Origin of the sequence: Bradyrhizobium sp. Leo170 (genome assembly GCF_004296405.1) — a bacterium.
In the GTDB taxonomy this organism is placed as follows: Bacteria; Pseudomonadota; Alphaproteobacteria; order Rhizobiales; family Xanthobacteraceae; genus Bradyrhizobium.
In genome coordinates this window covers 1-22,093 of record NZ_PSRR01000016.1, presented here as the reverse complement: position 1 = coordinate 22,093, position 22,093 = coordinate 1, and the positions used below count along the sequence as shown (strand labels likewise).

The 22,093-nt window shown below is 61.1% G+C and carries 20 protein-coding genes; 11 read left to right on the top strand and 9 right to left on the bottom strand.

Annotated elements, in window-relative coordinates:
• The first annotated feature begins 29 nt into the window (after positions 1-29).
• Positions 30-1,034, top strand: a complete 1,005-nt coding sequence (locus tag CWO89_RS05245) for an alpha/beta fold hydrolase (protein WP_245475734.1) — start codon at positions 30-32, stop codon at positions 1,032-1,034.
• Positions 1,035-1,073: 39 nt separating this feature from the next.
• Here the strand turns inward: CWO89_RS05245 and CWO89_RS05240 are convergent, their stop codons facing one another.
• Entirely contained in the window at positions 1,074-2,552 is a 1,479-nt protein-coding gene (locus CWO89_RS05240; protein ID WP_130577597.1) for an AMP nucleosidase, read from the bottom strand.
• Positions 2,553-2,717: 165 nt separating this feature from the next.
• Between CWO89_RS05240 and CWO89_RS05235 the strand changes: the two genes are divergently transcribed.
• Entirely contained in the window at positions 2,718-3,809 is a 1,092-nt protein-coding gene (locus CWO89_RS05235; RefSeq protein WP_283813503.1) for a class I adenylate-forming enzyme family protein, read from the top strand.
• 90 nt (positions 3,810-3,899) lie between these two features.
• Here the strand turns inward: CWO89_RS05235 and CWO89_RS05230 are convergent, their stop codons facing one another.
• Positions 3,900-5,528 carry a M56 family metallopeptidase gene (locus CWO89_RS05230; protein WP_130577573.1) on the bottom strand — a complete coding sequence of 543 codons (1,629 nt, stop codon included), beginning with the start codon at positions 5,526-5,528 and terminating at the stop codon, positions 3,900-3,902.
• Entirely contained in the window at positions 5,528-5,923 is a 396-nt protein-coding gene (locus CWO89_RS05225; RefSeq protein ID WP_245475732.1) for a BlaI/MecI/CopY family transcriptional regulator, read from the bottom strand. Before CWO89_RS05225 ends, CWO89_RS05230 begins: the two co-directional genes overlap by 1 nt.
• A gap of 231 nt (positions 5,924-6,154) precedes the next feature.
• On the opposite strand from CWO89_RS05225, the gene CWO89_RS05220 reads away from it, so the two are divergent.
• Complete coding sequence (locus tag CWO89_RS05220; protein ID WP_130577572.1) at positions 6,155-6,592, top strand: acyl-CoA thioesterase; 438 nt, start codon at positions 6,155-6,157, stop codon at positions 6,590-6,592.
• Between the two features lie 72 nt (positions 6,593-6,664).
• Here CWO89_RS05220 and CWO89_RS05215 read toward each other — a convergent pair whose 3' ends face one another.
• A complete protein-coding gene (locus tag CWO89_RS05215; protein ID WP_283813502.1) occupies positions 6,665-7,099 on the bottom strand; it encodes a cupin domain-containing protein in 435 nt (144 codons plus the stop codon).
• Positions 7,100-7,445: 346 nt separating this feature from the next.
• Between CWO89_RS05215 and CWO89_RS05210 the strand changes: the two genes are divergently transcribed.
• Complete coding sequence (locus CWO89_RS05210; protein ID WP_245475731.1) at positions 7,446-8,756, top strand: threonine/serine exporter family protein; 1,311 nt, start codon at positions 7,446-7,448, stop codon at positions 8,754-8,756.
• A gap of 151 nt (positions 8,757-8,907) precedes the next feature.
• Positions 8,908-9,285 carry a hypothetical protein gene (locus CWO89_RS47595; protein ID WP_245475729.1) on the top strand — a complete coding sequence of 126 codons (378 nt, stop codon included), beginning with the start codon at positions 8,908-8,910 and terminating at the stop codon, positions 9,283-9,285.
• A gap of 541 nt (positions 9,286-9,826) precedes the next feature.
• Here the strand turns inward: CWO89_RS47595 and CWO89_RS46815 are convergent.
• Positions 9,827-10,039, bottom strand: coding sequence for an alpha/beta hydrolase (locus tag CWO89_RS46815; protein WP_207234399.1), 213 nt, complete (start codon positions 10,037-10,039; stop codon positions 9,827-9,829).
• A gap of 707 nt (positions 10,040-10,746) precedes the next feature.
• Here CWO89_RS46815 and CWO89_RS05195 point away from each other — a divergent pair.
• Both CWO89_RS05195 and CWO89_RS05190 read left to right on the top strand, forming a co-directional pair.
• On the top strand, positions 10,747-11,112 hold the full coding sequence (locus CWO89_RS05195) for a nuclear transport factor 2 family protein (protein ID WP_130577571.1): 366 nt from the start codon (positions 10,747-10,749) through the stop codon (positions 11,110-11,112).
• A gap of 447 nt (positions 11,113-11,559) precedes the next feature.
• Positions 11,560-12,021 (top strand): ion channel, encoded by a 462-nt coding sequence (locus CWO89_RS05190; protein ID WP_130577570.1) that lies wholly within the window; start codon positions 11,560-11,562, stop codon positions 12,019-12,021.
• Positions 12,022-12,309: 288 nt separating this feature from the next.
• Here the strand turns inward: CWO89_RS05190 and CWO89_RS05180 are convergent, their stop codons facing one another.
• The 3 genes from CWO89_RS05180 to CWO89_RS05170 all read right to left on the bottom strand — a co-directional run bounded on the left by CWO89_RS05180 (position 12,310) and on the right by CWO89_RS05170 (position 16,412).
• Positions 12,310-13,917 carry a DHA2 family efflux MFS transporter permease subunit gene (locus CWO89_RS05180; RefSeq protein ID WP_130577569.1) on the bottom strand — a complete coding sequence of 536 codons (1,608 nt, stop codon included), beginning with the start codon at positions 13,915-13,917 and terminating at the stop codon, positions 12,310-12,312.
• Complete coding sequence (locus tag CWO89_RS05175; protein ID WP_207234398.1) at positions 13,914-15,305, bottom strand: HlyD family secretion protein; 1,392 nt, start codon at positions 15,303-15,305, stop codon at positions 13,914-13,916. Before CWO89_RS05175 ends, CWO89_RS05180 begins: the two co-directional genes overlap by 4 nt.
• Positions 15,306-16,202: 897 nt before the next feature.
• Positions 16,203-16,412, bottom strand: coding sequence for a hypothetical protein (locus tag CWO89_RS05170; protein WP_130577567.1), 210 nt, complete (start codon positions 16,410-16,412; stop codon positions 16,203-16,205).
• A gap of 419 nt (positions 16,413-16,831) precedes the next feature.
• Here CWO89_RS05170 and glsA point away from each other — a divergent pair, with 419 nt between their 5' ends.
• The 4 genes from glsA to CWO89_RS05150 all read left to right on the top strand — a co-directional run bounded on the left by glsA (position 16,832) and on the right by CWO89_RS05150 (position 21,650).
• Positions 16,832-17,824, top strand: a complete 993-nt coding sequence (glsA, locus tag CWO89_RS05165) for a glutaminase A (protein WP_130577566.1) — start codon at positions 16,832-16,834, stop codon at positions 17,822-17,824.
• A 74-nt stretch (positions 17,825-17,898) separates the two neighbouring features.
• A complete protein-coding gene (locus CWO89_RS05160) occupies positions 17,899-19,548 on the top strand; it encodes an MFS transporter (protein WP_245475728.1) in 1,650 nt (549 codons plus the stop codon).
• A 42-nt stretch (positions 19,549-19,590) separates the two neighbouring features.
• Complete coding sequence (locus CWO89_RS05155) at positions 19,591-20,154, top strand: HdeD family acid-resistance protein (protein WP_130577565.1); 564 nt, start codon at positions 19,591-19,593, stop codon at positions 20,152-20,154.
• Between the two features lie 185 nt (positions 20,155-20,339).
• On the top strand, positions 20,340-21,650 hold the full coding sequence (locus CWO89_RS05150; protein WP_130577564.1) for a metal-dependent hydrolase family protein: 1,311 nt from the start codon (positions 20,340-20,342) through the stop codon (positions 21,648-21,650).
• 260 nt (positions 21,651-21,910) lie between these two features.
• On the opposite strand, the gene CWO89_RS46810 is transcribed toward CWO89_RS05150, so the two are convergent.
• The coding region (locus CWO89_RS46810) for a hypothetical protein (protein WP_207234397.1) at positions 21,911-22,093 on the bottom strand (183 nt) is incomplete at its 5' end.

Sequence of the window (22,093 nt, the reverse complement as noted above, 5' to 3'; positions counted from 1 at the left end):
GCTCATAGCGGATAGACGCGGTGCGGTCCATGATGAACATTCCGCGCAAGAACTCGGCCAAGATGAGGTGCACGATGGAGCTCGACCGGCGATCGCTGTTGTTCGGAGGATCACAGATACTGCTCGCGGGCGCGGCCGCGACGGGACTGCGGTCCGTCTCTGCTCAAGAGAAGCTCGATAGCGCGGAGCCCACTAAGATACCGGCCGGGATGTCTAGTCGTTTCGTCGATGTGAATGGCATCCGCATGCACTACGTTGCCATGGGATCCGGCCCTGTCCTCGTTTTGCTGCACGGGTGGCCCGAGACTTGGTTTGCTTGGCGCGGCATCATGCCGCGACTGGCCAGGAAGTTCACCGTGGTTGCGGCTGACCTGCGTGGGTCCGGATTATCGGAACGCACCGACGCTGGATACGACAAGCAGACGATTGCCGAGGACATACGCGCATTGATCGCTCACTTGGGACCCGCTCCAGCCCACGTGGTCGGTCACGATATGGGCGGCAAGGCGGCCTATGTCCTCGCCCACCTTTACCCGCAAGCCGTTTCCAGGCTGGTACTCGTCGACTGCCTGCTTCCGGGAACCGAGAATTTGGACGCCCTGCGCGGTGGAGCCTGGCACTATGGATTTCACATGGCGTCGGAGTTTCCGGAGATGCTGACCATGGGTCGAGAGCGCGACTACATCCGCGCGCAGATTCGGGCCTGGTCGCACAACAAGATGGCCATTTCCGAGGATGCCAAATCAGAGTTCGCCTATCATTACGCCCGCCCCGGCGGAATGACAGCCGGGTTCAACTACTATCGAGCGCTGCGCCAGGATGCGCGGTTCGCCGAGGCGTTGCGCGGACGCAAGCTGACGCCACCTGTGATGACCATCACCGGGCGTTATGGCGTCGGCGACAAGCTCGCCGAATCCTTGCGCGGTCAGGCTGCCGATCTCACGAGTGTCGTCGCGGAGGATAGCGGTCATTTCGTTGCCGAGGAGGTTCCGGATTTCTTCTGCGAGAAGCTGGAGACATTCCTGGTGGGTTGAAGCTTGATGACGTGGACAAGCGGCGCGAAATCTAACGCGTTACTGAAACGCGACCTCGGCGAAACTCCGGAGCTTGCGCGAATGCAGGCGCTCCAATTGTTGCTCCCGCAATCTCTCGAGCGCCTTCAGGCCGATCTCAAGATGCTGGCCGACGCGCTGCCGATAGAACTCGCTTGCCATGCCCGCGAGTTTGATCTCGCCATGGAGAGGCTTGTCCGACACGCACAGCAGCGTGCCGTAGGGAACGCGGAAACGAAAGCCGTTGGCGGCGATCGCCGCCGATTCCATGTCGAGGGCGATCGCGCGCGATTGCGACAGACGCCGAATGACCGAGCGATCGCCGATCTCCCAGTTGCGATTGTCCACGCTTGCGACCGTTCCCGTGCGCATCAACCGTTTCAGTTCGAAGCCTTCGAGCCCGGTCACTTCACCCACCGCTTCCTCGAGCGCGACCTGCATCTCGGCCAGCGCCGGTATCGGCACCCAAAGCGGCAGCTCATGGTCGAGCACGTGATCCTCGCGCACATAGCCATGCGCGAGCACGTAGTCTCCGAGCCGCTGCGTATTCCTGAGACCGGCGCAGTGTCCCAGCATCAACCAGGCGTGCGGCCGCAGCACCGCGACATGGTCGGTGATGTTCCGTGCATTGGACGGACCGGTCCCGATGTTGATCAGGGTGATGCCCCGATAGCCGGCCTCGACCGAATGAAAGGCCGGCATCTGCGGCATGCGCTCCGGAGCGATCCCGGTCGTACCGCCGCCAAGGCGCGTATTGCGCGTGATCACGTTCCCCGGGCCGACGAAGGCGTCTGGGCCGATCTGGCCTGAAGCCAGACGCTTCTGGCTCAACTCGGCGAACGCATCGATGTAGAACTGGTAGTTGGTGAAGATCACGAAGTTCTGGAAGTGCTCCGGATCCGTGCCGGTGTAGTGATAAAGCCGGCGCAACGAATAATCGATGCGCGCCGCGCGGAACAACGCCAGCGGCTCGGGAGCGCCGGGCGCAAGCTCGAGCGTGTCATTGGCGATCGCGTCGTCGATGGCGGCCAGGTCAGGCACATCGAAGAGATCGCGCAGCGATCGCATCACGTTCGATTTGTCGCCGGGAGTGAGTGCGGCTTCGATGTTGATGTCGCGACGATAGGCGAAATGAATCGGGATCGGCTCGTTCGACTCGCCGACTTCCACCGGTACGCCATGATTGTCGATCAATCGTGCGATCTGCTCGGTGAGGTAGGTGCGGAACAGGTCCGGTCTCGTCACCGTGGTTTCATACACCCCCGGCCTTGCGACGAAGCCGTAAGCGAGGCGCGAATCGACCCGCACATAGGTCGAGGTCGCAATGCGCACGAACGGATAGTTGGCGCGCACGCGCGCCGCGAGCGGCCCGCCATTGGCGTAGGCCTCGAAGTGTTCCCGCAGGAAGCCGGTATTACGTTCGTAAATCTCTTCCAGGCGGGCAACCGCTGCAGCGGCGTCCGTGAACGCTTCGGTTGTAATCCGCGGCGGGGTCAGCATGGTGAGGGCGGAGCACATTGTCGTTACTATGGCAGATTCTCGGGAGCAAGAAAGGGGGATCGCTGGCGCGAGTTGCGCAAAGCGCCTCCGCCGCTTGGCGGCACGGCTTGCGCTGCGATCGCAAAGGTCACGCGCAATTGAGCGTCCTGCCGGCCTGTTCCGCCAATTGCTTACAATCGACCTGCGGTGCTCATCACCACGTCAGGCACGACCGGCGAACCCAAGTTCGTCATTCACACCGCGTCCAGCCTGGCGGAATCGGTGGACCTCATGAGGAACAATTGGGAACTTGCGGGACAGGACGGCATCGCCATGCCCTTGCCCCTGGCGCATATGAGCGGGACTGCCGTTTTCTCGGTGTGTATCTATAGCGGCACTCCGTTCGTGCTGATCGAGAGCTTCGACGCCGACACCGTGCTCGATGCGATCGAGAAGTACCGTTGTACCTTGCAAATCGGTTTTCCCGCTCAATATGCCGCGCTGCTTGAGCGCCAGCGCGCCCGGCCGCGCAACCTGAAGTCGCTGCGCTATTGCCTGACCGGAGGCGATTCCTGTCCGGTGGAGCTGCAGCAACAGGTCACGGCCGCTTTCGGTGCTCCGCTCTATAACGTCTGGGCGGCGACGGAAGCCGTCGGCAATCTCGGCTACGCTCTGCGGCCCGGTCCCGTAATGAGGATCACGAGGCCGGCGGAAGTCCGGGTGGTCGACGACGATGGCAACGATGTCGTCGATGGCGAGCCCGGCGAGCTCCTGGTCCGCGGTCCGAATCTGTTCGTCGGCTACTGGAACGATTTGAGGGCGACGGCGGACAGCCTGAAGGACGGCTGGTATCGCACCGGCGACCTGGTGCGGCGAGAGGGGCAGCGCGAACTCCTGTTCGTCGCGCGCAAGAAGGACATCATCATTCGCGGCGGCACCAACATCTCGCCTATCGAAATCGAGCAGGCGGTCGCCGCCCTTCCTTCCGTCAAGGAAGCGGCCGTGGTCGGTGTGCCGGACGCCGTGCTCGGACAGCGCGTGATCGGTTTCATCTCGCTCGCAAAGGGAAAGAGCGAGAAAGTCGTTCCGGGCATCCTCAGCGACGTGGCGACCAGGCTTGCCGCCTACAAAGTGCCTGAGCATCTCATCGTGCTCGACGCCTTGCCGCGCAATGCGCTGAGCAAGGTCGACCGGAACACGTTGCAGGCGATGGCGATCGAGGGCGACAAGGTGTCCCGTTCTCGGGCAGACGAACAACCATCGCGGCGCGCGAGCTAGGCCGTTCGCGCATTCCGGAATAATGAGAAGGTCGTTGGCGGATTAGCGAAGGCTAGCCCGCCGACGCCATTTGTGTGGTGGACTACGTCGCTACGGTCCGCCCTGGACCAAGAGTCCTGCGATCTTTCCGTTCGGCGCCAGCGTAATCCTCCAGATCGATAGGCCATTGGCATATTTGGCCTCGTACACATCCCAGCCGCTGTTACCCACTCCCCTGAAGGAGATCGATTGCAATTGTCCCAATTGTTCCAGGCCGCGCTGGAGCCCAGTCAGTTGCTGACGGGTCGCGGCTGCCAATTCCGGCGTCATTGCGTCGTAGTTCGGCTGCGCGGCCCGAATGGCTTCGATCGTGCGACGCAGCGCCGCCTCGCTGCCCGGTTGGGCAGTGCCGTCCTTTATTCGCTTCGTGAGCTGCTCCACCATTTTATCGGCTTCAGCCTTGTCGATCCGTTTTGCCACTTGCTCGTGACCGTTCTGATGCAGCACGAGCGCAGTTACCTGTCCCTGCGGGTCGGTCACAAAGGAAATCTGGGCATGCACGACCTTGGCGAAGAATTTGCTGGCGCTTTCGGGATAGACTTGCACCGGCTGCTGGCCAGTGATTTGCGTGAAGAGTTGATCGCCTTGCCGCGTGACCGTGAAGATCAGCCTCGCTAGCTGATAATAGCCTACGTAGTTGTTGAGCAACTTTGCATCGATCGGAACCTCGGTGCGCGGCTGTTCCTGCTCGGCCTTGCGCTTGGCGATCGTGTCGGGATCGGGCGTCATCGCACTATTATCCGCGGTTGGAGGGGACGGGGCCTGGGCCACTACGCCGGACGAGACTGCCACCAGCGGCAGGACACAGGCGATGATCGCCGCGCGCGCCTTCCAGTCGATCTTTCTCGGCAACCGCGTTTCCGCCAGGAGCTGTTCAACCCGCCGCGCGACGGTCTCCGCTCTCGCCATCGCCAGGTTGGTCGAACCGCTTGGTCCACGTCCCAGCCGGACGAGAAGCTCAGCATAGCGTATGCGATCTTCGATGTCCTCGATCGCCGCAGCGTCGCTTCTGACCTCCGCCAGGTAGATGATCCGGCTGTTGAGCCACCACGCTAGCGGATTGAACCAAAACACAGCTCTGTTGATTGTCGCCAGCAGCACAAAATAGAAATCGCCTCGACGCACATGCGATTCCTCGTGGACCATGATTGCGCGCCGGTCCAGGACATCCCAGGTGCCGTAGTGCTTGGGCAGGAGGATGGTCGAGCCGAATGTCCCGGGTGCCTTGATCGCAGGGCTCGAGCGCACGTCCTTGCCTGCAGTCCAATCCTCGTAAACCGGATCGGCCGATATTTGCAGCCGCCAACCGAGCGCGGTGCCAACCGCCAGTCGCAGCAGGAGCCAGCCGGCAACCAAGAGATAGATCGAGGTGGCAAGCAAACGCCAATCGAAGTGCTGCGATATCGTGCCATGCGGCCCGACGGAAGCGGGAGCAAGATCGGAAGCGAGGGAGGAGATCGACATATCTCCCGTCAGGATGAGGAGAGCTGGTGGGACGTCAGTCCCGACAGTGAACATCGGCCGGCCGACCATAAGAGGGGATGCAAGAGAGGCGATCAGCACCAGCCGCCATGTCGACATCAGGATATGCGGATTAAAGATGCGCAGCGCCTTCAATCCGATCCAGATCGCCACGATCAGGACGGACGAGCGGATCGCGGCTTCAAGGATTGCCAACATTACTTCCTCTCGTTCTTTGCCTGTCCAATCTTCTTCGATAGCTGCTCGAGTTGTTTCTTGTTCAGCATCTTGGCGTCGACGATGCCAACGAGCACATCTTCGATCGAGCCGTTGCAGAACCAGTCGGCGATGCGCCGGACCGCCTTCGCCGCCACCTTCCGGCGATCCTGAACGGGACGAAACAGAAATGTTCGCCCCTCGACGTCGTGCGTGATGAAGCCCTTCTCCTCCAGCCTGCGCAGCACCGTGCGGACGGTGGATTCCTTTAACGGCCTATCCAGCCGCTCGCGCACCGCTTCCGCGGTGATAGGCGCATGAGCCCAGACGAGCTGCATCACCTCTCGTTCGAGCTCGCCGAGCTCCGGCAGATCATCTTCCATCGTATTGCGACCCATGATAACGTTACAGCGTGTAGCATATAGCGACCGAACAGTCAATGATCATGCCCGCACCGTCCCGCGGCGCGGAGACGCCATGTCTCTGCCGCGGGGTGCGAGTGCATGCTGCTTCCAGGACTCAAGGGACGGCCACGCCAGAGCCATCACGGGCAGATTGTCCACGGGCAGCTCACATCCGTCGCGATCGTGATATCAGAGGATGGACGATACTTCGTGGAAGGAGGAAGCATGCGCCAGGATTTCTGGTTCCATCATCCGTTTCGGGTGCGCTATTCCGAGGTCGATGCGCAGGCTGTGGTGTTCAACGCGCACTACCTGACTTATTTCGACACGGCGATCACCGAGTATTTTCGCGCACTCGGCTATGACTATCTCGGCGAGGTCGCAAGGACCGGCGTCGATTTCCACCTTGTGAGGTCGGTCGTCGAATACAAGGCGCCGATCCGGTTCGACGAGGAGGTCGATGTGTGCGTGCGGGTCGCCAGGATCGGCCGATCCTCGATCACGCTTGCGCTCGCAATTTTCGCCAAGGGCAGCGACGATCTCCGCTCCGCCGGCGAAATCGTGTGGGTATGCACGGACCAGCGGACCCATGGCTCGGTCGCCGTAGCAGAGCCGTTGCGGGCGCTGATTGCAAGCCGCGAGAAGGCTCTCGCTCAGGCGTGATCGGCGGGCGTCGGCGGGCGCGCGCCAGCCGGCCAATGTTGCGCCTGGTTGCAGGTGCAAGCTGATCGCGGATCAGACCGCGACATTGCGGTCCTCGTCGACGACGGTCAGCCGGACATTGCCCTGCAGAATGTAGGCCCACTCCGCTTCCTTGTGCCAATGCAGTTCGCGCACCACGCCCGAATCGAGGCGCATGTTGACGCCGGCCATCGATTTGGCGACCGGCAGTTCGCGCACTGTCACCTCGCGTGCCCAGCCGCCGTCCTCGAGGCGATTGTGGGCCATGCCGAAGGAGAATTTGAGATTCGGGAGCGAGCCGTTGTCGGTTTCCGGCGGCGTGAGGATATCGGGGTTCTGGTTGTCGAGCAGGGCGTTGCGGGGACCCGGATCGGTTGCGCCTTTGGCGCCGCGGATAGGCTGCCTTAGATGGCTGTCGGATATGAATTTCTCCCTGACGTGATGAACGATGAGGTGCGAAATGCACTCGCTTCGCGGCGAGCGTGCCAAGCTATGCCGAGGATGCGGGGAAATATTTCCGCGACGCACGCCTTTTGCCGAAATGCCACAATCGTGGCGGATCATTTGAGCGGCGCTAGAGCATGATCCGGAAAAGTGGAACCGGTTTTCGCGACAAACGCGAAGCGTTTGCGCGGAGATCATGCTCAAACAGAGAGCTGAGATCATGATCCGATTCTGTCTAATCGGATCATGATCTATGCTTCGCCGAGCGGCCTCGCGGTCATCATCGGGCCATTCGGAAAACGGCTATGGAAATCGGAAAGATCAGGTGCGAGGCGGGCGGTATCGCTCTTCAGATGCGCGTTCGATCGAAGATCCGGATTTCGTTGATGCAATGAGCCAGCCGGCTGACATGGCTGCCGCCGCTCGAAGCCCGGACCTCGATCCGGCGCGCGCGCTCGATCTGCTGGTGACGGTTGCGACATTGCTGTTCGCGAACGGCCAGACGACCGAGCGCACGACCGAATGTGTCGAGCGGCTGGCGACAGCGCTCGGCTTTTCTGCGCGGGTCCTTCTGCGCTGGGACGAAGTGACCGTCGCGATCGAGAATGGCGGCGGAGCGGCGAGCACGACCGTCGAAGCGAGGCCGGTCGGCATCGAGATGGGAAAGGTCGCTGCCGCAACCGCGTTGATTGACGATTTCTGCGATCACCCCTCCGCGCCAGAACCGCTGCGGTCCGCGCTAGCGCAGGTGCAGGCCCACCCGCCCGTCTCGCTCATTCGCTTCGCATCCTTCGCCGCCATCGGCGCCGCTGCGCTCGGCATCATCTTCGGCGCCGCCCACCTGGCCAGCCTGATCGTCATCGCTGTCAGCGCCGGCCTCGGCGCCTGCCTGCGCCGCTGGATTGCTGGATGGAGCCATAACCCGTTCGCCCAGCCGCTCGCCGCTGCGCTGCTCGCCGGCGCGATCGGCGCGCTGGTCGTCGATCTCCAGTTCTCCTCCAGCCTGCAGCGGCTGGTCGCGGTCTGTCCCTGCATGGTGCTGGTGCCGGGCCCGCACGTCCTCAACGGCACGATCGACCTTGCGCGTGGACGCCTGGCGCTCGGGATCTGCCGGGTGGTCTATGCGAGCCTGATCATCTTCGCGATCTGCATCGGCCTGCTCGCCGGATTGTCGTTCGGCGGGACCAACCTGCCGGCATCGGCGCCGTCGCCGCCGGTCCCTTTGATCTATGACGTGATCGCTGCGGGTGCGGCGGTGGCCGCCTATGGTACCTTTTTCTCCATGCCATGGCGGATGCTGTCGGTCCCGATCCTGATCGGGATGTTCGCCCATGGCGTGCATTGGGCGCTCTTGGCCAAGGCCGGCGTTGGCCTGGCGGGCGGCGCCTTTATCGCCTGCCTCATTGTCGGAGCGATCACCACGCCTGTGGCAGAACGTCTCAGGTTGCCCTATGCGGGGCTTGCCTTTGCATCGGTGGTTTCGCTGATCCCGGGCGCGTTCCTGTTCCGGATGGCGGATGGGCTCCTCGAACTCGTCGCGAGCGGGGGTGACGTTTCCCCGAGTTTGCTGCAGGCAACGCTTGCAGATGGAATCAATGCCTTCCTGATCACGCTTGCGATCACCCTGGGGTTGATCTTGCCGAAGATGTTGATTGGGTATCGTTTCGACAAACGGTTTACTGGGAGCGGCCGAAGCGCGTAGAATTTGAATCGCATCCCTGCGCAAGACATACGCTTTTGCAATCTGTGCACTATATTGATGGGGTGCCGCTATCGTAACTGTCGAGCAGGTGATTGGGATGCGCCTATTATTGCTTATCAATTTGACGGCCGTTGCCGTGGCGGGAGTCGCCGTGGCTCAGACCGACGAGCCGCCGATGTCCCTTCCGCCCGTAAGCGTCGATCCGCAGCGGAATAATTTGCCGCCGGCTCTCGACCTCGGGCCGCAGCAGGGATCAGGAAACAACAGCGTCGTCCGCGGCAATGCCGGCAACGCCGGCAATGCCAAAGGCGGCTATGACGATCTCAACAAACGCTTGATGGGCGAGGTCAACAAGGTCAATCCTCCGGTCACGAATCAGGCGCCGATCGACGCGCGATCGCCGGACATCCGTGTCGGCGTTATCAACATACCGGCGGTTCAGCAGCAGTACGGGCAGAATTTCGGCATTTCGGCCCGGCCGTACCGCCCGCCGCCGCTTGTCTACTCGGCCCCTTTGGGACGGCATTAGACGTTTAAGCAGAAGGCGCCTGAGCGGCGCGGGTTGCTGACCTGCCGCTCAGGCTCGATCGAGGGCGTCCTGGGTCCGCGGGGGACGACTATCGGTCGCTATCGATCATTGCTGCTTTCTCTGATCGTCCTGGTCAGCGTCTCGCGGATGTGGCGATGACTGATCCGCCGGACCTCCAGTGTCGCGACTCGTTACCACCGACGGACGAACATGCTGTTGACGCTGCTCTCGCGCGCTGCTTGTGCTGTGCTCTAAAGCGAATTACGGGTCTGGTCGGATGAGAACGTCAATACTTTCAAGTTCGTTGATTAAACGGATCTGGAGTCTGGTTTAGGTAAACTCCGACTCCCCCATCGTCCGACGTTGTCGAATTCCGAGTCCCGTCGGACCGTCAGTGGGGCCGGGCTTGGTAGTAACCGGACATTCGGCCGGACGCACAAGTCTGAGAAGAGCCAGTAGCAGTCCCTTTCGTCCGGATCAGCGAGTGCTGCCGTCGCCAACGAGATGCTCGCGGAAGAATCTGATGATGCTCGCGTTGAAGTCACGATAGGCTTTCGCTCTGCGATCGGTTGGCACCGTTGTCGCCGGGATAATTGATGGCAGCTACGACAAATCCTGCGTCGGCGAGTGCCTGTCCAACGTCATCGTGACCGCCGAACCAACCGCCTCGGCCGTGAGCGACAATGATCAGTGGCAGCTTGGTGCCGGTGACAGGACAGTCCTTCACGCCCTGCAGGGATTCGATAAAATTCATCGCAAGTTTGCCGAGCGGCACACGTTGCGGCCCTGCTGCGCATGGATACCAAACGGCGCCTGCTAGACTGGGATCGGTATCGAGAAGTTGGATGCCCGCCGCCCGCGCAGACGAGGCCAAACAACAAAGTACGGCGACGGAAGCCCAATACATTCTGAGCATAAAAGCAGCCCCAAATTCGGCAAAATGGAACCATTAGATCAAAGATGACAGAACTGTGTCGCGTTCTTCGCCCAACGTGAATGACCGCTGTGGGGCAAAATGTGACCTCGTCGAAAGGGCTGCTTCTTGTGCAAAGCGGACATTCGGTCGGACCCACGAGTCTGAGAAGGGCCAATTCCGGACTCATGCGATGCAGCAGAGTGGCCGCTTATTCCATTACCTCGTCGACGAGGGGGAGAGACGCGTGGGCGCGTCGAGGCCAAGCACCTTCAGTTTTGAGGTTGATCACAAGCTCGTATTTTGTGGCGGCCCGATACGTACCAAATAGACAATTGTTTCGATGCTGTTTCGCAGCGAGCTAGAACATTGTTCCACTTGAGCGTGGGCCTCGCGTTCAGCCGTCTACTTCGAGGCGGCGACCCCTTGCTGCGCGCTTTACCAAGACGATATGAGACATGGCGCATCCGCCGACGACGGCATAGTGCGTCTGCAAATCGCCAGTTCAAAAAGCCCAAGGAATCAATTCTTAATTGGGAGTAGCGATCATGCCTGCCAGAACCACCGTCGAAGCCTTCATTGCCCATGTGATTTCCGGCGACCACGTCGGCGCAATCCGCGACTGGTATCACGATGACGCGTGGACGCAGGAAAACCAAGCGCCGCCCCTCCAAGGGGGCCGGGAGGCGCTGATGAAGCGTGAGGCCGCGATGATGGAGCGCAGCCAATCGGTTAGAACCGAACTACTTGGCGGTCCGATGATTGAAGGCGACCAGGTTGCGATTCGCTGGCGCTTCACCTTCGTCTTCAAGGATGGAGGCAAACTGCAACAGGAAGAGGTCGCATGGCAAACCTGGCGAGGTGAGAAGATTGCCACAGAAACATTCTTCTATGACCCGGCACAGCGCGGTTGACACACGCTTGATGTGTCAACATCGTCGTGTGGGGGGCCGCGCCGGGTCGTTATGTTTCCGCGTTGGCCTCATTGCCACCTGCCCTGCGCGCACGCGAAGTCTGGCCGCTGGTCTCTCGTGAGCATCACCGCCGCACAATCGCCGCCACCTGCGAGAGTCGGCCGCCGAGACCGTCGCCCTGCTTCCGCGCCATCCTGATCGTCCGCTTTCGGGAGGAGACAAGTAGTCCTGAAGGGCCGAGATGGGTCGCATGCTGGCGGGCGGCTCAGCAGCCGTTTCGGAGCGAGCTAGAGTTCCTTCCTGCCGATCACAATTTGACGTCAGCACAAACCGGTTGGCGTATGGTGTACCACCGTTTGAACCGTCCATAGGGCGGCCCGGGTGATGGCGGTCCGAACGTTATTCGTCCCAACCCAGAACATTGGCCGGGATGTGGCGGTGTAAAAGATGACGCAAAATCATCAATTCGCGATTCTCTTTCCGTTGATGGTTGGCGTAGGCGCAGTCGTATGTACGATCTTCGTCCATGCGCTCGCGATGGTCGCGACGGTAAACCTCTTTCGCTATGAGAGGAAACGCGGGCGCGCAGGCAGCGGCGCCTTGATCGATCTTTCAATCCTGGCGCTGGCTATATCTTTCGCGTTCGTAGCGCACCTGATTGAGATCGCTTTATGGGCAGCGTTGCTCGTCCTCTGTGGAGAATTTAAAGAATTCGGAATCGCCTACTACTGCTCGGCGGTCAACTACTCGACTCTGGGCTACGGGGATGTGCTTCTGACCCCGTCGTGGCGGTTGCTGGGACCGCTGGAGGCAACGAACGGAGCGCTCATGTTCGGTGTTTCGGCCGCAATGGTCTTTGCTGTTATACAACGCTTGGTTCTGGCTAGGTTTGAGGATCTTAGGCACTGAGTATTTGTCAGAATCGTTGCTATCTTGACGTGCCTGGCGAACGAAAGGTGGATCGCCAAGATGATTGAATGTAAATCCGGTGGGCGGAGCGGCATCGGGCGCAAAGACAGAGAGGCGATATATGCCTGCACCGATCTCATCGATCCTGGTTTCCATGACAAGCTCTCCCAACAGTGACCTTACGGTCGATTAGCGGCCGAGTTGTGGATGTGCCGGATCGGCGGCTCCGTGCCAATACGCGACATCGTTCTGTCACCTCGTCGGCGCGCGGCATCCGGCAAGGACACCTTATTCGGCACCGATATGTGCGCCTTTCTCAGCCACCGAACGCTTCATCAGCAGCACCGCAAGTATCGGCGCCAGCATCACCACGGCCAACAGCCAAAAGACATCGAAATAAGCAAGTGACGATGCCTGCTGCTGCCGCAAGTTCTCGAGCGCCTGCCAGGCCAGTTGCTGCGCTGCGGACGGGTCGCCGGTCTGCTGCAGGAACACTGCCTGGGCCTGATGGAGGAAGGAAGCCACATTAGCGTTGAAGGAATCAAGGGACTCGCCAAGCCGCAGGGTGTGAAACTGGTCGCGGCGCTCCTGAATTGCCTGCGCCAGCGATGTCCCCACACTGCCTCCCTCGTTGCGAAGCAGACTGAGCAGACCGACCGCCGCTCCACGTAACAACGGTGGCGTATAGAGATAGGCCGCTACATTCGCAGGCGCAAAGCACATCGAGAGTCCGAAGACCAGCATCACCCGAGGCCAGACGACCTGGCCCGGGCTGATGTCGAGGTTCATTTGCGACATCCAGTAGTTTCCGACCGCCATGACCAGCAGGCCGGCGGCGATCAACCACCGGGCATCGGTCCCTCGGCCAAGTGCCAGGCCGACAAACGGCATTGCCAAAAGCGCGGCGAACCCAGCCGGCGACATGACCAACCCCGCGCTGAGAGCATCATAGCCGAACAGAGATTGAAGCAGGGCTGGCAACGATGTGCTGGCGGCGTAGAGGACTGCGAAAGCGCAAAAGATGATGAAGCAGCATGCAGCGAAATTTCGCTCCCGCAGGGGGCGGAAATTGACCACTGGGCTGGGGTGGCGTAACTCCCAGAAGATCAGCGCGGTCAGACCCACAACGACAAGAATTGCCAGTGTCTGCACACGCCAGAACGGATCGCTCAGCCAGTCCCACTCCTGTCCCTTGCTGAGCATCACCTCCCAGGAGACCATGACGATCACCAGGAGTGACAGGCCGAGTACATCAAAACGCAACGGCTGCCTTCTCAATTCCAAACGCTGCCTCGTGAGATAGTCCGGATCCCGGAGTAGCGCATAGCAGGCAGCAAGCGCCAGCAGACCGACCGGAACGTTGATGAAGAACACCCAGCGCCACGAATAACTGTCCGTGATCCAACCGCCAAGGGTCGGACCGACGACCGGCGCCAAAAGGGCAGCCAAGCCAAAGAGCGTCATCGCAATGCCTTGCTTCTCCTGCGGAAAGGCGTCCAGCAGCACGCTTTGGCTGGAAGGCTGAAGACCGCCGCCCGCCAGGCCCTGCATGACACGAAACACAATCAGCTGACTGAGGCTGGTTGCCATTCCACACAAGCCGGAGGCGAGGGTGAAGACGGCGATCGACAGCAGGAAGTAGTTGCGGCGACCGAGATGCGCCGACAGCCAGCCGGTAATCGGCAGGATGATGGCGTTGGCGGCGAGGTAGCTGGTGATGACCCATTCGCCGTCGTTGACGGTCGCCGACAGGCCGCCGGCGATATATCGCAGTGCGACCACAGCGATGGTGGTGTCGAGCACCTCCATGAAGGTCGGTATTATGACGACGGCGGCTACAAGCCACGGGTTCACCTCTGTCGGGGATCTGGAGGGTGAAAGTGCCAACTCGGTCATTTGTCGACACCCGGTGGGCTCGCAGCCGGAGCGCCGGCCGGCGATGGTTGCATGTTGCTTTGAAGGAACTTCCCGGCATCGGGTCCGGTGGGTGGCTTGTTGATATTGACGTATGGAACGACCGATGTGCCGATGAACAGAGGGGTCTTGTCCGGGTCGTATCCTTCAAGCTCGATCCGAACCGGGAGTCGCTGGACGATCTTGACGAAGTTGCCCGTGGCATTCTGCGCCGGGAGCAATGCGAGCGTCGATCCGGTCCCCATGGTGAAGCCCGCGATACGGCCCTTGAAGACCTGTTTGCCGCCGTACATGTCGACATAGAGATCGGCAGCCTGACCGATCCGCAAGTCGCGCAACTGCGTCTCCTTGAAGTTGGCATCGACCCAGATCTCGCCGAGCGAGCGGATCGCCATCAAGTTCTGCCCGACCTGGACATCATTGCCGGGATTGACATTCCGGCGCGTGACGACGCCGTCGATATCAGCGACAACGTCGCAATAGCGAAGGTCGAGTTCAGCCAGAGCGAGGTCGCGTTTGGTAGCCTCGAGCTTGGCCTCGGCTTGCTTGACGGCCGGCGCTTCCGCCGCCAGTCGATCGAAGGTGCGGTTGATGTCGCCTTGGGGGTCGGCGTTTTCGAACTCGTCGACCATCTGCTTCGGAGACTGGTTGTAGGAGTGGAGAACGCCGAGCTCAGCCGCTATCTGAATCAGCGCTGCCTGCGCCTGCAGGACCGAAGAAAACGTCTGATCGAGATTGGGCGGTACCTGGTCGAGATCGGCGCTGTCTTCGGGCTTCTCCTGCAGGCCCAAAGAGACACGGATCTGATTCACATCCGCCAATGCCTGGACGACTCCGGCTTGGGCAATCGACAACGATGCCTGACGCTGATCATAAAGCTCGCGGCTTGCCGTATCAGTTTCGACCAGCTTCGACGTCCGGTCGAACTCCTGCTGCGCCAGTGTCAGTGTGGCCTTCGCCTTCCTGAGCGCGGCGACGCGAGCATGCAGGAGCGCTATCTGGTTTTCGACATTCTCTATCGCCTGTTGCAACTGCCAGCGCCGGCTCCTGGCCTGTGCTTCGATGCCGCGCACCGCGGCCTTGGTCGCCTGGAGATCCGCCTCTGCGGTATCGACGGCCGCCTTCTTCACTGCGACTGCGTCCCGGAACGGCTCCTTGTCCAGTTCAACGAGAAGATCTCCCTTGTGCACACGGTTGTTGTCATCCACCAAAACCCGGGCAACCTGGCCATGGACACGGGGAGCGACGAACGTCACGTGACCGTTCACGAACGCATCATCGGTCGAAACCGTGCTGAGCACGAACCGGATCCAGGGAATGCCATACACCGCGGCCGCAATGACCACAGCGCCGAGCACACCGATCAGCAACTTTCGCCGCCGTGTGAACCGTTGCTTCGCTGGTGGGGCGGGCGTCGAAACAGGATCTGCCTGCCGTAATTTCCCGTCACGATCGACCGTAGCGCCCGCTTTAGCTGTTGCGGGCGTGTCGACCGCAACTGACTCGTTGCCATGCTCGGTTATCTCGGGAGGCATTGGATATCCCTCCTAACGATTGTCTCTCAACGCAATCGGGTCGCGTTGATCGCCGACACTTATGCTTCTCGTTGTCGTGGTCGATCGACCCAGCTCTATCTTTGCAAATGGATGCTCGGCGGGACTTCCAGCGCCATGACACTGGCTCAAAGCTCGGGGAACTGCTTGTTGTGGGTAGACGTCGTTAGCTCTTGCGAGCCACTACCTTGTCCCGTCGTGTCGCGGCGGGCCCGGGAAAAGCAGGTCGTTGGCTCGGGGCCAAAAGCCCGGCGTTGACCGGCGGCCGGTGCGCTCCATTTACCCAGCTTACCACCAACATGTCGGAATTGGCACGCCCAACTTTTACTCAGATCAGAACATCACATGGGAACCGTATCCGTTCTGCACGTCGGGACAGACCGGGTAATGCCAGAACCAACCTTTCCTGGAAGGCATGGGACCGAATGTCTGTTGAGGGTCAAAATGCGACTTACATCCTGCGTCTGCCCTTGGGGCAAAGCGGACTTCAAGGTTAGCAAGTCGAGGGTGGGTAGCCGGGAGGGTCCTAGACTTGATGGACTCGCTATTGGCTTAAATCGACTCGCTTTTACCTTTAGGGCACATGTGCGGAGGCAAGCGCCTGGTAACGCGGACTGCTGATCGTCAACAACCGCCCATTGTCTGAAGTGGCGAACGAAGTGAACCGCTATCGCAGCTGGCACATCCTCATTCTCAACGCCAACCGCAAGCCAGCTATCCGAGCGGGCTTCCTTGATTCCGTCTGATGATCTTGAGCGTGAGCAGGACGGCGCCAAGCACAAGAAACAGAACGCCGACAGTCGTTGTGCTGGTGGATTCGAACGTCACGCCAACCGCCGTCAGCAGGCATCCGATGATAATCGCGACCAACCCACCAAGCTTCTTCACCAGCAGGAAGTGTCCGTCACTCGTACTTGCCACCATGATCAGCCTCGCTGTTCAGATGATGTCCCGCCTTCTCCAATTCTCGTCGCGTCCGTTTTTTCTCAGCTAGATTGAGCATGATCTTTTCGGAAAACCGGTTTCCACTTTTCCGGATCATGCTCTAAGCGGCAGGCTCGCGTGAGCAAACACAATCGTACACTCGACCGGCCACGTTGCAAATTTCCCGGCGTTCGGATTCTGCAGTCAATGGCTGCTCTTTGATTCAATTGCGTGCGGCGATTGCGACAGCCTGCCTTACCTAACGAGCGTTGGAACCTTGCGCGTCGTAAGAAGAGAACTCGATGGCAGTCGGCACATTTGCTGGTCTGTCAGCAAATTGTTGCACGGGTTGCAGATTGACTCGTTTTAAACGTAGGCGTTAGATCAACAACATAGCCCCCGTCGGGCGGAGTGGTGCGATGGCGTCACGATCGGCGATCGATGAACGGCCTTACGTTTCGACCGGTCATCTACCTAATCCCGAGATGGTGCAGTCGCTGGTGGAAGACGCGCACCGGCGCCTTAAATCGAACGCTGACGGCAATAATTCACAGGTCTACCCGGCGCTCGCCCGAGTCCCGAGCGAGCTGTTCGGCGTTTGTGTCGTTGGAACCGATGGGCACGTCTACGGCGCGGGAGACATAGGCTACGAATTCTCCATCATGAGCGTGTCGAAGCCATTCGTGTTCGCGCTGATCTGCGAGACCCTTGGCCCGGAAGAGGCGCGCACGAAGCTCGGCGCCAACGCCACCGGACTTCCGTTCAACTCGCTTGCGGCGATCGAGAATGGAAGCGGGCGTACCAATCCGATGGTGAATGCTGGCGCGATCGCGACGACGAGCCTCGCGCCGGGAGTGTCCGCCGAGGCGCAGTGGGAGTTTATCCACGATGGGCTGTCGCGCTTCGCAGGCCGCAAACTTCCGCTCAACGAAGAGGTCTACGCCTCTGCGTCGCAGACAAATTTCCGCAATCGCAGCATCGCGCGGCTGTTGGAGAGCTACGACCGGATCTATTGCGACGCCAAGCAGGCGACCGATCTCTACACGAGGCAGTGTTCGCTGAACGTGACCGCCAAAGACCTCGCCGTGATGGGTGCGACGCTGGCGGACGGTGGGGTGAACCCTATCACGAAGCAACGCGTGGTCGATGCTGCGGTTTGCCATTACGCCTTGGCCGTGATGATCACGGCCGGCTTGTATGAGACGTCAGGCGATTGGCTTTACGACATCGGCCTGCCCGGAAAGAGCGGGATCGGCGGCGGCATTGTCGCGGTCTCGCCCGGAAAAGGCGGCTTCGGCACTTTCGCTCCGCCGCTGGATGCGGCCGGCAACAGCGTGAGAGGACAACTCGCCGCGAAATTCCTGTCGCAGCGATTGGGCATGGATCTGTTCGTCTCGCAACCGGAAGACTGACAAATGTTGACCGGATCGGCGTCTCGTCCACCCGGTCGATGCTGAAAAGCCCGAGCAAATCGGAGGACGTCATAGTGACACAGACAATCTCGATCGGCGGCATCCACCAGGAGGAACGCGCATCATGGATTCCCATGATCGCGATCGCGCTCGGCCAGATGATCATGTCGTTCAATGTCGCTTCGTTGCCGGTGGCGATGGGGGGAATGGTCAAGAGCTTTGGCGTTCCTCCGACCACGGTCGCAACCGGCATCGTGGCCTATTCCATGCTGGTCGCCGGCTTCGTCATGCTGGGCGCAAAGCTCGCGCAGCGATACGGCGCGCTACAGGTGTTCCGCGCGGCCGTCGTGCTGTTCTTCATATCCCAGGTCATGATGACGTTCAGCCCCACGGCCGTCGTGATGATCACGGCGCAGGCGCTCTGCGGCGCCGCCGGCGCAGTGATCGTGCCCTCGCTGGTCGCCCTGATTGCCGAGAACTACACCGGACGCCAGCAGGCAACCGCAGTGGGCGCGCTCGGTTCTGCACGCGCGGCGGCCGGCGTGCTTGCATTCGTCATCGGCGGCGTACTGGGCACCTATATCGGCTGGCGGCCGGTGTTCGGAATTCTCATCGCCGTTGCCGCCATTGTTTTCCTGCTGAGCTTCCGCCTCAGGCGCGACCATGGCCGGCCGGACGTGGAGGTCGATATCGTTGGTGTCATACTCGCAGCAGCCGCGATCATTTGCATCAGCTTCGGCTTCAATAATCTCAACAGATGGGGGCTCGTGTTGGCGAGCCCAAACGCGCCGTTCAGCCTTCTCGGCCTGTCTCCCGCGCCGATCCTGATCGTGGCGGGCATCGTCTGTGGCCAGGCATTCCTGATGTGGACACACAAACGCGAGGAGGCAGGTAAGACTCCTCTCCTCGCGCTTCAGGTGATCGATTCACCTGAGGAACGAGCGGCCGTCTACGCGATGTTCACAGTCGTCGCGCTGGAGGCCGCGCTCAACTTCTCCGTCCCGCTCTACATTCAGATCGTGCAGGGGCGCAGCCCGATCGCCACTGCGGTGGCGATGATGCCGTTCAACCTTACTGTATTCTTTGCCGCGATGCTGATCGTGCACGTCTATGACAAGCTGACGCCGCGGCAGATCGGGCGAGCAGGCTTCTTCCTTTGCACCGTCGCGCTGTTGTGGCTCGCATTCGTCGTGCGCAACGACTGGAGCGAGGTGCCGGTGCTGCTCGGGCTCGTTGTCTTTGGTATCGGGCAAGGCGCGCTTGTCACGCTGCTGTTCAACGTGCTGGTCACGGCTTCGCCCAAGGAGCTCGCAGGGGACGTCGGATCGCTGCGCGGCACGACTAACAACCTCGCCGCCGCCGTCGGAACGGCAGTGGCTGGCGCACTCCTTGTCGGTCTCCTGAGTGCGATCGCGCTGAGCAGCATCGCCGCGAGCCCCAAGCTCACACCCGAACTGCAGGCGCAGGTCGATCTCGACAACATCAATTTCGTCAGCAACGACCGGCTGCGGACCGCGCTGGAAGGCACGAGCGCCACGCCGCAGCAGGTCGAGGAGGCGGTGCGGGTGAACACCGAGGCGCGGCTGCGTGCGCTGAAGATCGGGCTGTTGATCATGGCAGGCCTTGCGCTGCTTGCGATCATTCCGGCCGGGCGGCTGCCGAACTATCGACCGGGAGAGATTCCGAGCGATGAGACGGCGGGCGAACGCGGACAATCGAGTTGATGCGTAACGTGTTCGACGGCTTCTGGAATCGAGGAGAATGACATGACTACCTATGACAACGGTCCGGCGATGCGTCTCACCGGGCTGCCGACTCCGCCTTTATGGATATGCATCCTGCTCGGAATCGTGATGATCGTCGCGGGCCTGCTGGTCCTCGGAGATCTTGCGCTGTTCACCGTGATCAGCACCATCTTCATCGGCTGGATGGCCATCATCGCCGGTGGATTCGAGATCATTCACGCCTTCTGGACCAAGGGTTGGGGAGGGTTCGTGTGGCAACTGCTGCTCGGCGCGCTCTATCTTGCATTCGGCATCGTGCTGGTGACCCAGCCGCTGACCAGTGCGCTGATCCTGACCCTTGTCCTCGGTCTGCTGCTTCTGATCTCCGGGTTCGTCCGTGTCCTGGTCGGCATCAGCCATTGGCAGCAGTTCGGCTGGATCATACTGCTGTCCGGGCTGTTCGGCGTCCTGGCGGGTCTCATCATCCTGACGGGATTTCCGGCCACCGGGACGTGGGTGCTCGGATTGCTGCTGGGCATCGACCTCTTGTCTCACGGCATCGGCTGGCTGACCCTTGCCTGGCTGCCGGCCGTAAGAACTGGGTAGCGGCCGTCGATTGACAGGGGACTGGCAATACACTCGCTGACCGCCCGCGATCACGTCGGGCGTTCCCTCCCGCACAGCAAGATCAATGCGAGCCTTGCGCCACGCACCATTGGCGGAGATCAGATATGTCAGGTTTGAGAAAGCCGGGTCGAACTTTCATTGCTGCGCTACTGGCTTCAATCGGAATGAACCTCGCGGCCTCGCCGACGGCGCAGGCTCAACAAGCTTCCGCTGTGCTGTTCCAGAACGTTCGCATCTTTGACGGAAAGAATGCCGCGCTCTCCGCGCCGTCCAATGTCCTGATCCGCAACAACAAGATCGAGAAGATCTCGGTGTCGCCGATCCAGGCTGACGCTCAGGTGATCGCCGGCGGCGAACGCGTGCTGATGCCCGGGCTGATCGACGCGCATTGGCATGCGATGTTGGTGCGCCCGACGCCGGCGGCCACCCTGGCTGACGACGTCGGCTACAACAATCTTCTTGCGGCAGCGGAAGCCACCGCCACGCTCATGCGGGGCTTCACCACGGTCCGCGACATGGGCGGGCCGAGCTTTGGGCTCAAGCGCGCGATCGACGACGGTCTCGTCGCCGGCCCTCGCATCTATCCGTCCGGCGCCGTGATCACCATCACTGGTGGCCATGGCGATTTCCGGCAGCTTACCGATCTGCCAAGAACGATCGGCGGCATGCTCAGCCGCATGGAAAGAATTGGTGGCAGCATGGTGGCGGACAGTCCGGATGAGGTTCGTGTGCGCGCCCGCGAGCAGCTCATGCAGGGGGCATCGCAGGTCAAGCTCACCGCGGGCGGCGGCGTCGCTTCGCCGTTCAGCCCGCTCGATGTGTCCACGTTCACCGAGCCCGAGCTGCGTGCCGCCGTCGAAGCTGCCGAGAACTGGGGCACCTATGTGGCCGTGCACGCCTATACGCCGGCTTCGATCCAGCGCTCGATTGCGGCGGGAGCAAAGTGCGTCGAGCACGGCCATCTGATGGACGAGGCCACGGCGCGCCTCATGGCCGAGAAGGGAATCTGGTTGAGCACGCAACCTTTCCTCGATCTGGCGGGCGCAAGTGCCCTGGGACCTTCGGAGCAGGCGAAGATGCGGCAAGTGGTTGCCGGCACGGACAGGGTCTATGCGCTGGCAAAGAAATACGGAATCAAGACCGCCTTCGGCACCGACATCCTGTTCTCGCAGGCGCTGGCTGAGCGGCAAGGCGCCATGCTGGCCGACCTCACGCGCTGGTACACGCCGGCTGAAGCGCTGGCCATGGCGACATCGACGAATGCCGAATTGCTGAGCCTGTCCGGACCCCGAAATCCATATCCCGGCAAGCTGGGCGTGGTGGAGGAGGGCGCGCTGGCCGACCTCCTGCTGGTCGATGGCAATCCAATCGACAACATCAAACTCGTGGAAGATCCGGCGAAGAATTTCCTGGTCATCATGAAAGGCGGAAAGGTCTACAAGAACCTTCTCGCCCAAGAGCCTTCTCGGCGCTGATCCGCCATGCGCGTACAGAGATACCAGTAACCGGCCAAGATCGGTCGCCAACTGATGGACTGTTATGAAAATGTGACATTTGGTGAGTAGTGGCTAACGAACCGCTACTCGGTTTCCGTCGCGTCGAGATCCAGAACCTGTTGCAGGATTACGGCGACCGGATTCTGAACCAGAAGATCGAACCCTGAGGTCACTATGATTGCCTATCGTCCTGCGTTTGAACGCCCAACACCGCGATACCGTCGCGATCGTGTCGGCCGTCACCTCGTGGCTTTGGCGATCATCGGACTGGCCGGCGGATTGGGCGGGGCCGAACCCGCTTTCGCGCAAAATCCTCCCCCGGCGGCACCGCAGCGGGTGGTGAAGCCGAAGGCGCCCGCCGCCGCGCCCGCGCCTGTTGCTGCGGCCCAGCCGGCCGCTCCGGCGCCACATGCCGAGGCGGC

What these genes read in the sequence shown, in the direction of transcription:
- glsA (WP_130577566.1), top strand. Translation starts at nt 16,832, where the DNA reads ATGGCGTCACGATCGGCGATCGATGAACGGCCTTACGTTTCGACCGGT.
- CWO89_RS05220 (WP_130577572.1), top strand. Translation starts at nt 6,155, where the DNA reads ATGCGCCAGGATTTCTGGTTCCATCATCCGTTTCGGGTGCGCTATTCC.
- CWO89_RS05150 (WP_130577564.1), top strand. Translation starts at nt 20,340, where the DNA reads ATGAACCTCGCGGCCTCGCCGACGGCGCAGGCTCAACAAGCTTCCGCT.
- CWO89_RS05195 (WP_130577571.1), top strand. Translation starts at nt 10,747, where the DNA reads ATGCCTGCCAGAACCACCGTCGAAGCCTTCATTGCCCATGTGATTTCC.
- CWO89_RS05225 (WP_245475732.1), bottom strand. Translation starts at nt 5,923, where the DNA reads ATGGGTCGCAATACGATGGAAGATGATCTGCCGGAGCTCGGCGAGCTC.
- CWO89_RS05240 (WP_130577597.1), bottom strand. Translation starts at nt 2,552, where the DNA reads ATGCTGACCCCGCCGCGGATTACAACCGAAGCGTTCACGGACGCCGCT.
- CWO89_RS05245 (WP_245475734.1), top strand. Translation starts at nt 30, where the DNA reads ATGATGAACATTCCGCGCAAGAACTCGGCCAAGATGAGGTGCACGATG.
- CWO89_RS05155 (WP_130577565.1), top strand. Translation starts at nt 19,591, where the DNA reads ATGACTACCTATGACAACGGTCCGGCGATGCGTCTCACCGGGCTGCCG.
- CWO89_RS46815 (WP_207234399.1), bottom strand. Translation starts at nt 10,039, where the DNA reads ATGAATTTTATCGAATCCCTGCAGGGCGTGAAGGACTGTCCTGTCACC.
- CWO89_RS05170 (WP_130577567.1), bottom strand. Translation starts at nt 16,412, where the DNA reads ATGGTGGCAAGTACGAGTGACGGACACTTCCTGCTGGTGAAGAAGCTT.
- CWO89_RS05180 (WP_130577569.1), bottom strand. Translation starts at nt 13,917, where the DNA reads ATGACCGAGTTGGCACTTTCACCCTCCAGATCCCCGACAGAGGTGAAC.
- CWO89_RS05190 (WP_130577570.1), top strand. Translation starts at nt 11,560, where the DNA reads ATGACGCAAAATCATCAATTCGCGATTCTCTTTCCGTTGATGGTTGGC.
- CWO89_RS05230 (WP_130577573.1), bottom strand. Translation starts at nt 5,528, where the DNA reads ATGTTGGCAATCCTTGAAGCCGCGATCCGCTCGTCCGTCCTGATCGTG.
- CWO89_RS05210 (WP_245475731.1), top strand. Translation starts at nt 7,446, where the DNA reads ATGAGCCAGCCGGCTGACATGGCTGCCGCCGCTCGAAGCCCGGACCTC.